The organism is Pseudomonas sp. Y5-11 (genome assembly GCF_022368695.1).
Classification (GTDB): domain Bacteria; phylum Pseudomonadota; class Gammaproteobacteria; order Pseudomonadales; family Pseudomonadaceae; genus Aquipseudomonas; species Aquipseudomonas parakoreensis.
The window spans coordinates 3,193,471-3,206,039 of record NZ_CP058974.1; the positions used below are offsets into that span (position 1 = coordinate 3,193,471).

Annotated in this window: 8 protein-coding genes; 7 read left to right on the forward strand and 1 reads right to left on the reverse strand. The window is 61.4% G+C overall.

Annotation, left to right across the window (positions count from 1 at the left end; genetic code table 11):
- Positions 1-63: 63 nt before the first annotated feature.
- Complete coding sequence (xthA, locus tag HXW87_RS14225; protein WP_047291671.1) at positions 64-876, reverse strand: exodeoxyribonuclease III; 813 nt, start codon at positions 874-876, stop codon at positions 64-66.
- A gap of 327 nt (positions 877-1,203) precedes the next feature.
- Here xthA and HXW87_RS14230 point away from each other — a divergent pair, with 327 nt between their 5' ends.
- The 7 genes from HXW87_RS14230 (at position 1,204) to HXW87_RS14260 (ending at position 12,511) form a co-directional block, all read left to right on the forward strand.
- On the forward strand, positions 1,204-1,854 hold the full coding sequence (locus tag HXW87_RS14230; RefSeq protein WP_086794616.1) for a GNAT family N-acetyltransferase: 651 nt from the start codon (positions 1,204-1,206) through the stop codon (positions 1,852-1,854).
- Positions 1,855-1,920: 66 nt separating this feature from the next.
- On the forward strand, positions 1,921-3,648 hold the full coding sequence (locus HXW87_RS14235) for an autotransporter assembly complex family protein (protein ID WP_239779111.1): 1,728 nt from the start codon (positions 1,921-1,923) through the stop codon (positions 3,646-3,648).
- Positions 3,645-7,319: a translocation/assembly module TamB domain-containing protein gene (locus tag HXW87_RS14240; protein WP_239779112.1), complete on the forward strand. Its 3,675-nt coding sequence runs from the start codon at positions 3,645-3,647 to the stop codon at positions 7,317-7,319. Before HXW87_RS14235 ends, HXW87_RS14240 begins: the two co-directional genes overlap by 4 nt.
- 264 nt (positions 7,320-7,583) lie before the next feature.
- A complete protein-coding gene (locus tag HXW87_RS14245; RefSeq protein ID WP_041073261.1) occupies positions 7,584-8,066 on the forward strand; it encodes a MarR family transcriptional regulator in 483 nt (160 codons plus the stop codon).
- Positions 8,056-9,525 carry an efflux transporter outer membrane subunit gene (locus HXW87_RS14250; RefSeq protein WP_239779113.1) on the forward strand — a complete coding sequence of 490 codons (1,470 nt, stop codon included), beginning with the start codon at positions 8,056-8,058 and terminating at the stop codon, positions 9,523-9,525. The genes HXW87_RS14245 and HXW87_RS14250 overlap by 11 nt, the downstream gene beginning before the upstream one ends.
- Before the next feature lie 14 nt (positions 9,526-9,539).
- On the forward strand, positions 9,540-10,742 hold the full coding sequence (locus HXW87_RS14255) for an HlyD family efflux transporter periplasmic adaptor subunit (protein WP_239779114.1): 1,203 nt from the start codon (positions 9,540-9,542) through the stop codon (positions 10,740-10,742).
- 239 nt (positions 10,743-10,981) lie between these two features.
- Positions 10,982-12,511 carry a DHA2 family efflux MFS transporter permease subunit gene (locus HXW87_RS14260; protein ID WP_131670137.1) on the forward strand — a complete coding sequence of 510 codons (1,530 nt, stop codon included), beginning with the start codon at positions 10,982-10,984 and terminating at the stop codon, positions 12,509-12,511.
- Positions 12,512-12,569: the final 58 nt, after the last annotated feature.

A 12,569-nucleotide genomic window follows, 5' to 3' on the forward strand; every position in this document is an offset into this window, starting at 1 on the left:
TGACTGACACTCCGCATTCGCGAGCAAGCTCGCTCCCACAGGAGATTTCAGGCGATTCGAAGGTCAGGCCAGTTCCAGCCAGATCGGCGCATGGTCCGACGGCTTCTCCATGCCGCGCAGTTCGTAGTCCACGCCCGCATCCTTGACCCGTGGCAGCAAGCCATGGGAGGCGAGGATCACGTCGATGCGCAGGCCACGTTTCGGTTCATCTTCAAACCCGCGGCTGCGGTAGTCGAACCAGCTGAACATGTCGGTCACGTCCGGGTTGAGGTGGCGGAAGCTGTCAGTCAGGCCCCAGTTTTTCAGGCGGGCCATCCATTCACGTTCTTCCGGCAGGAAGCTGCATTTGCCGGTTTTCAGCCAGCGCTTCATGTTGTCCGGGCCGATGCCGATGTCGCTGTCCTCCGGGGAAATGTTCACATCGCCCATCACCACCAGCGGCTGTTCGTTGTGGAACTGGCTTTCCAGCAGGGTTTGCAGGTCACTGTAGAAGCGTTGCTTGGCCGGGAATTTGGTCGGGTGGTCGCGGCTTTCGCCCTGCGGGAAGTAGCCGTTCATGATGGTTACCGGCACGCCATTGGCGTCGGCGAAAGTGCCCCAGATAAAGCGGCGCTGGGCGTCTTCTTCATCGCTGGCGAAGCCTTTGTGAATCGCGATCGGCTCACTGCGCGAAAGCAGGGCAACGCCGTAATGGCCTTTCTGGCCGTGGAAATAAACGTGATAACCCAGCGCACGCACTTCTTCCAGCGGGAACTGGTCGTCGTGGACCTTGGTTTCCTGCAGGCCGATCACGTCCGGCTGATGCTTTTCGATCAGCGCTGCCAGCTGATGCGGACGGGCGCGCAGTCCGTTGATGTTGAAGGAAACAATCTTCATGGTCGGCAGTCCTGGCAAAAGGGCGATGCTAGCTGACATGTGGGATGGGGGCCAGTGTGGGGTAAGCAGATTCGCTGTGTTCTGTCAGATGTGTGCTGTCTGTAGGGGCCCCATCGCTGGCAAGCCAGCTCCCACAGGTTCAATGGTGTTCACATATTTTGTGTGCGACGCAGGCACTGTGGGAGCTGGCTTGCCAGCGATGAGGCCCGCCCGGTCGATGAAGATCCCGAGTTGGTCTATACCTGTGGGGAACTGCGCCACCTGCAACAGGTTCGTACCAACAAGAGCGTAGTCATTTGCGCTGCGCCCCGGGGGAGAATCACCGTCATGCCTGAAACCCAGACTGCCATCGCCGACATCCACATGCTCGACCGCGGTTACTCGCGCGAAGCCCGATCGCTGCTGTATCAGGCCTACCGCCACGAACCGACCTTCGGTTACTTGTTCGAGGCCGAGCGGCCGGGCTACGAGCAGCGCGTACGGGCCACGGTGCGTGAGCTGGTCAAGCAGCATTTCCTGCAGGACCTGCCAGCCATCGGCCTGCTGGTCAACGACCGCCTGATCGGGATTGCCCTGATTGCGCCGCCGCAACGGCGTCTGGGGATCACCGAGAGCTGGGCGTGGCGCCTTCGCATGGTGCTCAGCACCGGCTTCCGTTGCACCCGGCGTTATCTGGCCTATCACGATGCGGTGGCGGCGTGCGTGCCCAGCGATTCGGTGCACATGTTGCCGCTGCTGGGAATCCACCCGCAGTTTCAAGGCAAACACTTTGGCGAGCAGCTGTTGACGGCCGTGCACAACTGGTGCGCGGTGGACGAAACCTCGCAAGGCGTCGTACTCGATACCGGGAACCCGCGTTACCTGGAATTCTACAAACGTCAGGGTTATGAGGAGATTGGCGAAGTGGCCGTCGGCCCGGTGCGTGAACACGTTTTTTTCCACGCCAATCCGCAGGTGTTACAAACTGCAACAGCATAGCAATCGAACTTCTTCGGAAATTTCCTGTTCTATCACGCTCCCAAGCCCGTGATAGCATCCGCGCCTATGAAGTTTCCAGGAAGATTTACCAGTGGCGTGCTCCTGCTGTTAATCAGCTGCGCGGCGCTGGCGCAAAGTGAATTGGACGTGCGGATCAAACCGTCCAACGACGAACTCAAGGCCAATATAGAAGGCTATATCGGCAGCCTCGGCGATCGTGACGAACAAGCCTTGCTGCGCTTCAGTCGCGGGGCCGAGGAGCAGGCGCGCAAAGCCGCGCAAGCCTTGGGTTATTACCAGCCGCAGATCGACAGCGATGTGAAGGGCGGTGATAAACCGCGCCTGGTGCTGAACATCGATCCTGGCGAGCCGATTCGTCTGCGCAACGTGACTATCCGCGTCGACGGGCCCGCGGCCTCGCTCAAATCCTTTCGTGTGCCGAGCAGTGACACGCTCAAGTCCGGCGCCGTGCTCAACCATGGGCGTTATGAAGACGCCAAACGTCTGATCCAGAACCAGGCCTCGCGTTTCGGTTTCTTCAGCGGCCATTTCACCAGCCAGAAACTCCTGGTCGACCCGCGTGCCGGGGTGGCCGACGTTGAATTGATCTACGACAGCGGCCCGCGTTATGCGCTGGGCAGCGTCAGTTTCGAGGGCGACACGCCGTTCGACGAAGACCTGCTGCAACGCATGGTGCCGTTCAAGGCCGGCGACCCGTATGACTCCGAGTTGATCGCCGAACTCAACCGCGACCTGCAATCGAGCGGCTATTTCGAAGGCGTGCGCGTCGATGCGGCGCCGACCGCGGCGAAGAACGACGTGATTCCGGTGGACGTCAAACTCGACACGCGCAAGCCACGCACCATGGGCCTGGGCCTCGGATACTCGACTGACGTCGGCCCACGGATCAAGGCCAACTGGACCCGCCACTGGGTCAACCCGCAGGGCGACAGCTACGGCTGGGAAGCCGAACTGTCGGCGCCACGGCAAAACGTCGGTCTGTTCTACGACATCCCGCTCGACCCGCCGCTGACCGACAAACTGCGCTGGGCCGGTGGTTATCAATATGAAAACATCGACGGCTCCGACACCCTGAGCAAGCTGCTGACCTTCGGCCCGGAATGGCACAGCAAGTTGCCCAGCGGCTGGCAGCGAGTGATTTCGCTGAAATGGCAGCGCGAAGAATATGAACTCGGCGACGACTCCGGCCTCAGCACCTTGTTGATGCCCGGCATCAGCTATTCGTACCTGAAGAGCGACAACCGCATCGACCCGCACAACGGCTATCGCCTGACCTTTGAAAGCAAAGTGGCGAAGGAAGGTCTTGGCTCGGACAACAACCTTTTATACGGCACGGCGCTGATCAAAGGCCTGACCACGGTGTTCGACAACCACCGCTTCCTCGGTCGGGTGCAGGTCGGCGGCAGCGCCACCAACGGTTACAACTCGGTACCGCCATCACTACGTTTCTTCGCCGGTGGCGATCAGAGCGTGCGCGGTTACGACTACCAGAGCCTGTCGCCGGAAAACGACAAGGGCGACCGCATCGGCGGGCGTTACATGGTGGCCGGCAGCGTCGAGTATCAATATTCGATTGCCGAGAAATGGCGGGTCGCGACCTTCGTCGACCAGGGCAACTCCTTTAACAAACTCGAACTGCCGAACCTCAAGACCGGGGTCGGTATCGGTGTGCGCTGGGTCTCGCCGGTGGGGCCAATCCGCCTCGACCTGGCCCACGCGCTGGACGACGACGGCGGCATCCGGCTGCACTTTTCCATGGGGCCTGAGCTGTGAAGCGTGGTTTGAAAATAGCGGCACTGGCATTGTTGGCGCTGGTGCTGTTGGTTGTATTGAGCATCGCCACTCTACTCGGGACGCAAGCAGGCAGCCGTTGGGCGCTGAGCCTGGTGCCGGGTTTGAGCGTGGAGAATTTCCAGGGTCGCCTCGGCGGGCAATGGAGCGCCGATCATCTGTTGTGGCAACAGGGCAGCAGCCGGGTCGAACTGAGCAAGCCGATTTTCGCCTGGTCGCCGCTGTGCCTGACGCGCATGACCCTGTGCATCGAACAGCTCAAGGCTGATCAGGTGATTCTGCAATTCCCGCCGAGTGAGGAAACCACCGACAGCGGCCCGATTCAACTGCCGGATCTGCAATTGCCGGTGGCCATCGAACTCGGTGACGTGCAAGTAGGCAGCTTGCTGTTCAACGGCAGCGAGCAACTCAAGGGCTTGCAGCTGGCGGCGCACTGGACTGCCCAAGGGCTGCAAATTGACAGCGTGAAATTGCAGCGCGACGACCTCAGCCTGAACCTCTCCGGCCTGCTGCAACCGACCGGCAACTGGCCGCTGAACATCGCCGGTGACCTGAGCCTGCCGTCCCCAGGCACTGGCCCCTGGACGCTGGCGTTGAAAGTCGACGGCGATCTGCTGAAAACCCTCAACCTGCACGCCGACAGTCATGGCTACCTCGACGGCCAGTTGAGCGGCGAGTTGCAACCGCTAGCGGAAAATCTGCCGGCCAAGGTACGGATCACCAGCGATGCGTTCAAACCGAGCGCTGACCTGCCGGACACCCTGCAATTGAATCAACTGCTCTTGACCGGCGAAGGTGATCTGAAAAACGGTTACCAGCTCAATGGCAACGCCACGCTGCCCGCCGACAAGGGGCCGGTGGCGCTGCTGCTCAAAGGCAAAGTCGACGCCAGTGGCGCGCAGATTGTCGGCCTCGACCTGACGGCCAACGACAAACAAAGCCTCAAACTCACCGGCCGAGTTGACTGGAGCAAAGGTCTCAGCGCCCAAGCCAACATCAACTGGCAGGACTTTCCGTGGCACCGGCTCTATAACGAAATCGACGAGCCGCAAGTTGCCTTGCGCAGCTTCACCGGCGAAGTCTCCTACACCGACGGTCAGTACCTCGGTAACTTCGCCGCCGACCTCGATGGCCCGGCGGGGGCGTTCAGCCTGAGCAGCCCGTTCAGCGGCAGCCTGAAACAGATCGCCTTGCCGCAACTGAAAATGCAAGCCGGGCAGGGCAAGGCTGAAGGGCATGTGAACGTGCAGTTCGCCGACGGCATCGCTTGGGACACCGCGCTGGAGCTCTCGGCGCTGAACCCGGCGTACTGGGTCGCGGAACTGCCTGGCACCCTGGCCGGGCCGCTGAAAAGCCAAGGCGAGATGAAGAACGAACGCCTGAGCCTCTCCGCCGACCTCGACCTCAAAGGCAAATTGCGCGGGCAACCGGCGATCCTCCAGGCCAAGGCGGACGGCGCCGGCGAGCAGTGGAACCTCAACGCCCTGCAAATCCGCCTCGGCGATAACAGCATCAGCGGCAAGGGCAGCCTGCAACAGAAACTCACCGGGCAGATCGACATCAAGCTGACGCGCCTGGCCCAGCTCTGGCCGCAGTTGCGCGGGCAGGTCACGGGGCTGGTCAATGTCGCCGGTACGCTGAAGGCACCGCAAGGCAAGCTCGGCTTGCAGGGTTCGCAACTGGCGTTTCAGGACAATCGTCTGCAAAGCCTCAATCTCGATGCCACGCTCGACAGTGCGCAACGGGCGAAGATCGATCTCAAAGGCAGCGGTATTCAAGCCGGTGACACCAACCTCGGTGTGTTGACCGCCAGCGCCCAAGGCGACATCAAGCAGCAGAAACTCAACCTCGACCTGCTCGGGCCGAAGCTGAAACTGGCCCTCGGTCTGGATGGCAATCTGGACCAGGGCAATTGGCGCGGACGTCTGGCCAGCGGCGACATTCAGGCCGGCGGCCAGGACTGGAAACTGCAGAGCCCGGCCAGACTCGAACGCCTCGCCGACGGCAAGATCAACTTCGGCGCGCATTGCTGGATGTCCGGCAATGCCAGCCTGTGCGGCGAAGATCAGCGCCTGCTGCCGGAGCCGAAACTGCGTTACCACCTCAAGCAGTTCCCGATCGAAAGCCTCGCGCAGTGGTTGCCGAAAGACTTTGCCTGGCAAGGCAGGCTCAACGCCGATCTGCAATTGGATCTGCCGGCCAGCGGCCCCAATGGCGTGGTCAGCATCGACGCCAGCGGCGGCACTTTGCGCATGAAAGAAAAGGATCAGTGGCTGGACTTCCCGTACCAGACCCTGAAGCTCACCAGCAAACTCACACCCAAGCGGGTGGACACCGAACTCAACTTCGTCGGCGGCAAACTCGGCGAGTTGATGGTGCAGGCGCAGCTCAATCCGCTGCCGAAAAACAAACCGTTGAGCGGCTCTTTCCGCCTGAGCGGACTGGACCTGTCGGTGGCGCGGCCGTTTGTGCCGATGGTCGAAAAACTCACCGGACGCCTCAACGGCAGCGGCACGATTTCCGGCGGTCTGCTGGCGCCGCTGGTCAACGGCACGGTGAAACTCAGCGACGGCGAAGTGTCCGGTGCCGAGCTGCCGATGGAGCTCAAGGACCTGCAACTGCAAGCGGTGATTGCCGGCGAATCGGTGCGCCTCGATGGCGGCTGGAAAAGCGGCAAAAGCGGGCAGGGCAGCCTGAACGGTAACGTCGCCTGGGGGCAGGCGCTGATGGTCGATGTCGCGCTCAAGGGCACGCAACTGCCGGTGACCGTCGAGCCTTATGCCAAACTGGAAGTGGCGCCGGACCTGAAGATTTCCATGGCCGGCGACGAGCTGAAAATTGCCGGCAAGGTCCAGGTGCCCCGAGGCGAAATCACTGTGCGCGAACTGCCGCCATCGACGGTGAAAGTCTCCGATGACACGATCATCGTCGGGGCACAGACCGAAGAGGGCAAACCGCCGCTGGCGATGAAAATGGACATCGACGTGGTGGTCGGCGAAGACAAACTGAGTTTTGCCGGATTCGGCCTGACCGCCAACCTGCAAGGTCACGTGCACATCGGCGACAACATGGACACCCGTGGCGAGCTGTGGCTCAACGACGGCCGTTACCGTGCCTACGGCCAGCGCCTGAACGTGCGCCGTGCGCGGCTGCTGTTCGCCGGCCCGATCGATCAGCCGTATCTGGACATCGAAGCGATTCGCCAGACCGACGACGTGATCGCCGGTATCCGCCTGAGCGGCAGTGCCGAGCAACCGACTACGCAGATCTTCTCCGAACCGGCGATGAGCCAGGAACAGGCGTTGTCGTATCTGGTGCTCGGGCGGCCGTTGAGCACCAACGGCGAAGATAACAACATGCTCGCGCAAGCGGCGTTGGGTCTGGGCTTGATGGGCAGTTCCGGGGTCACCAGCAGTCTGGCCAAGGACCTGGGGATTCAGGATTTTCAGCTCGATACCCAGGGCAGCGGCAACACCACCAGTGTGGTCGCCAGCGGCAATATCTCCGAGAAACTCAGTCTGCGTTATGGCGTTGGCGTGTTCGAGCCGGCCAACACCATTGCGCTGCGCTACAAGCTGAGCAAGAAGGTCTATGTCGAAGCGGCCAGTGGCGTGGCGAGTTCGCTGGATATTTTCTACAAGCGCGATTTCTAGAGCGCACCTGTTTATTTGAACCGAGGCGCGGCCTTCGCGAGCAGGCTCACTCCCACAGGGGATTTCCATCAGACGCAAAATTTGCGTCGCGCGGAGATCCTGTGGGAGCGAGCCTGCTCGCGAAGGCGTGCGCCTGTGCAACACAAAAACCCAGTCCGTTGGTCAACTAATTACAAAGCAACCTAACTATTGCGTTGACATTCGCTGCCTAGGCAGTAACATCTTGACATACATTCACTGCCTAGGCAGTTATTAGGTGAGCACATGAAGCATTTCACCCCGGACGAATTCAAACATTGCCATCTCGGCCTGTTGCTGGGCCGCGCCGCGTTGCTCAAGGACCGGATCATCGACACCCACATGGAACCCCACGGCATCACCGCCGCGCAGTTCAAGGTGTTGATCATCATGGCCCAGTACGGCGTCGACACCCCGGCCGAGCTGTGCCGGCACCTGTCGCTGGACAGCGGTTCGATGACGCGCATGCTCGATCGTCTGGAGCAGAAAGGTTTCCTGGTTCGCCAACGCAGCGAAGGCGATCGCCGTCAGGTGCAGCTCAAGCTCACCGAGCAGGGCCAGCAACTGGCCGATCGCCTGCCCTATATCGGCGCCGATGCGATGAATGAACTGGCCGGCGCCATCTCTCGTGAAGAGCTGAAAACCCTGGAATACATCCTCAAGAAAATCCTGCTGGCAGCCGGTGACCCGATCACGATCCAGCGCTTAGGTGAACACAATGAGCGGTAAAACCTTGCGCAGCAGCCTGACCCTGCTGCTGTCGGCGATGATCCTCGCCGGTTGCGCCAACTACAGCGGCCTCGACACTCAGGGCCAAAACCTCGATGCGAAAAGCCTGAAAGTCGGCCAGTCGCTCAACGGCGTGACCCTGTCGCCGGCCGCCTGGCCAAAAAGCGACTGGTGGACCAGCCTCGGCGATCCGCAACTCGACGGTCTCATCCGCGAAGCGCTGCACGACAGCCCGGACATGCAGATCGCCGAAGCCCGCGCCCATCAGGCCAGCGCCGCCGCGTATGCCGCCGATGCCGAACGCTATCCGACCCTCGACGCCAGTGCCGGCATCAGCCGTTCGCGCCTGGCCAAGGATCAGGACCCGCGAGGGCAGGGTGATGCCTACGCGACGGTGCGTAACGTCAGCGCCGGCTTCAACTACAATTTCGACCTGTGGGGCGGCCAGCGTGATGCCTGGGAAGCCGCACTCGGTCAGGCCCGCGCCGCCGAAGTCGATCGTCAGGCAGCGCAGTTGACCCTCGCCGCCGACGTGGCCCGGGCTTACAGCGATCTGGGTCAAGCGCACATTGTCTACGACCTGGCCAACGACGATCTCAAGCGCACCAAACAAATGCTCGATTTGAGTCAGCGCCGCTTGAGTGCCGGGATCGACAGCCAGTACCAGTTCCAGCAAACCCAAAGCCTTGAGGCCAGCTCCGAAGCCAGCCTGATCGACGCTGAAAAACGTCTGAACAGCGCGAAAATCGCCCTGGCCGTGTTGCTCGGCAAAGGCCCGGATCGCGGCAACGAAATTGCTCGACCGAAAGTCCTGCAAGCCAGCGCCGTGGCGGTGCCGTCGGTGCTGCCGGCAGAGCTGCTCGGCCGGCGTCCGGATCTGGTCGCTGCGCGCTGGCGCGTAGAGGCGGCGAGCAAAGACATCGACTCGGCGAAAACCCGCTTCTATCCCAACTTGAACCTCACGGCCTCGGCCGGTGCCGAATCCTTGTTGGGTGACGCGATGTTCGGGTCGGCCAGTCGTTTCTTCAACATCGCCCCGACCATTTCGGTGCCGATCTTCGACGGCGGGCGCCTGCGCGCCAACCTCGATGCGCGTGACGCCGATTACGATCTGGCGGTGGCGCAGTACAACAAAAGCCTGGTGAAAGCCCTGGGTGATGTCAGCGACACGATCAACCAGTTGCGTGACATCGGCCGGCAGATCGGCGCGCAACAACACGCTACCGAGATTGCTCAGGATTCTTACAACACCGTCGTCCAGCGTTACGGTTCCGGCATCGGCAACTACCTGGACGTGCTCAGCATCGAGCAGCAATTGCTGCAGGCCCAGCGTCAGCTGGCCAACCTCAATGCCGAGCAGATCGACCTGTCGATTCAACTGATGCAAGCGCTGGGCGGCGGCTTTCAGGGTGAGACCCTGACCGCAGCCAACGCCACCCCAGCCACGTCGCACAACTAATTCAGGTATTTGTCATGGCCACTGCCGAAAACACCCAAACTCAAGCCAACACGCCCGACACTGGCAATCCACGCAAGCGCAAATTCATGCTGCTGGTGCTGGCCGTCGTGGTCCTGCTCGCCGGGGCCGGCGTCTGGGCGTATCACGAATTCATCGGGCGCTTCAACGAAAGCACCGACGACGCCTACGTCAACGGCAACGTCGTCGAGATCACGCCGCTGGTCACCGGCACCGTGGTCAGCATCGGCGCCGACGACGGTGATCTGGTTCACGAAGGTCAGGTGCTGGTCAACTTCGACCCGAACGACGCCGAAGTCGGCCTGCAAAGTGCTCAGGCGAAACTCGCGCGCACCGTGCGTCAGGTGCGCGGCCTGTACAGCAACGTTGACGGCATGAAAGCCCAGGTCAACGCGCAACAGGCCGAAGTACAGAAAGCTCAGGACAACTACAACCGCCGGAAAAACCTCGCCGCCGGCGGGGCGATTTCCCAGGAAGAACTGTCCCACGCCCGCGACGACCTGACCTCGGCGCAAAACGCCCTGGCCAACGCCAAACAACAACTGAAAACCACCAGCGCGCTGGTCGATGACACCGTGGTTTCGTCGCATCCGGACGTGATGCAGGCCGCTGCTGAACTGCGTCAGGCGTACCTGACCAACGCCCGCAGCACCCTGATCGCGCCGGTTACCGGTTACGTCGCCAAGCGCACTGTGCAGCTCGGTCAGCGCGTACAGCCAGGCACCGCGCTGATGGCGGTGATTCCGCTGGATCAACTGTGGATCGACGCCAACTTCAAGGAAACCCAACTGCGTGACATGCGCATCGGCCAACCGGTGGACATCGAGTCCGACATCTACGGCAGCAGCGTGAAGTACAGCGGCACCGTCGACAGCCTCGGCGCCGGTACCGGCAGCGCGTTCGCTCTGTTGCCGGCGCAGAACGCCACTGGTAACTGGATCAAGATCGTGCAGCGTGTGCCGGTGCGGATTCATATCAACGCCGAAGAACTGGCCAGGCATCCATTGCGCGTCGGTCTGTCGACCAACGTTGAAGTGAACCTGCACGACCAGAGCGGCCCGGTGCTGGCCCAGCAACCGCCGCAGAAGGCCTCGTTCAGCACCAACGTCTACGACCGCCAACTGGCTGAGGCCGACGCGATGATTGCGCAACTGATCCACGACAACAGCGCTGCGGTCAGCAAAACCGCGCAACGCTGAATCTTTCCCCTGTGGGAACAGGTTCTCAAGGTGATGAGATTTACTGTGGTGAGGGGATTTATCCCCGATGGACTGCGCAGCAGGCCCGGCTTTTCTGAATCTAAGGACGGGCCGCTTGGCGACCCTTCGGGGATAAATCCCCTCACCACAGAGGAACTTCTTCATCACAAGAGCCTGTTCCTTATGGGCAACTGCTTCTTTAACAGACGCAGCGTCAACCCGGTTTCATAGGATTCACAATGAGCAATAACGCCTCTTTCACGCCGCCCAGCCTGTTGCTCAGCACCATCGGCCTGTCGCTGGCGACGTTCATGCAAGTGCTCGACACCACCATCGCCAACGTGGCGCTGCCGACGATCTCCGGCAACCTCGGTGTGAGTTCGGAGCAGGGCACCTGGGTGATCACCTCGTTTGCCGTAAGCAACGCCATCGCGCTGCCGCTGACCGGTTGGCTCAGCCGCCGTTTCGGCGAGGTGAAGCTGTTTCTCTGGGCCACCATTCTGTTCGTGCTGGCCTCGTTTCTCTGCGGTATCTCAACGTCGATGCCGGAACTGATCGGCTTTCGTGTGCTGCAAGGCCTGGTGGCCGGTCCGCTGTACCCGATGACGCAGACGCTGTTGATTGCCGTGTATCCGCCCGCGAGGCGCGGCATGGCCCTGGCATTGCTGGCGATGGTCACGGTGGTCGCGCCGATTGCCGGGCCTATTCTCGGTGGCTGGATCACGGACAGCTACAGCTGGCCGTGGATCTTCTTCATCAACGTACCGATCGGCATCTTTGCGGTGATGGTGGTGCGTTCGCAGCTGGCCAAGCGCCCGGTGGAAACCAGTCGGCAGCCGATGGACTACGTCGGTCTGATCACGCTGATCATCGGCGTCGGCGCGTTGCAGGTCATCCTCGACAAGGGCAATGACCTGGACTGGTTCGAATCGAACTTCATCATCATCGGTGCGGCGATTTCGCTGATCGCCCTGGCGGTGTTCGTCATCTGGGAAATGACCGACCAGCACCCGGTGGTCAACCTGCGCCTGTTCGCCCATCGCAACTTCCGCATCGGTACGCTGGTGCTGGTGCTGGGTTACGCCGGGTTCTTCGGCATCAACCTGATCCTGCCACAGTGGCTGCAAACCCAGATGGGTTACACCGCGACCTGGGCCGGTCTGGCGGTGGCGCCGATCGGGATTCTGCCGGTGCTGTTGTCGCCGTTTGTCGGCAAGTACGCGAACAAGTTCGACCTGCGCCTGCTGGCCGGTCTGGCGTTCCTCGCGATTGGCTTGAGCTGCTTCATGCGCGCCGAGTTCACCAACGAGGTGGACTTCCAGCACATCGCCCTGGTGCAGCTGTTCATGGGGATTGGCGTGGCGCTGTTCTTCATGCCGACCCTGAGCATCCTGATGTCCGACCTGCCGCCGAGCCAGATCGCCGACGGCGCCGGTCTGGCGACGTTCTTGCGCACCTTGGGCGGTAGCTTTGCGGCATCGTTGACCACCTGGATCTGGATCCGCCGCGCCGATCAGCATCATGCGTACATGAGCGAAAGCATCAGTACCTTCGAGCCGGCGACCCGCGAGACGTTGAATCATTTAGGTGGCGCGAGCCAATCGGCGTACGCGCAGATGGATCAGATCCTCACCAGCCAGGCGTACATGCTCTCCACCGTGGATTACTTCACATTGCTGGGCTGGGGGTTCATGGGGCTGATTCTGATTGTGTGGCTGGCGAAGCCGCCGTTTGCCGCAAAAGCAGGCCCGGCCGCGTCCGGACATTGATTGTGCGGTGATTGCTAAAAGATCGCAGCCTGCGGCAGCTCCTACAGGGAAACGCATT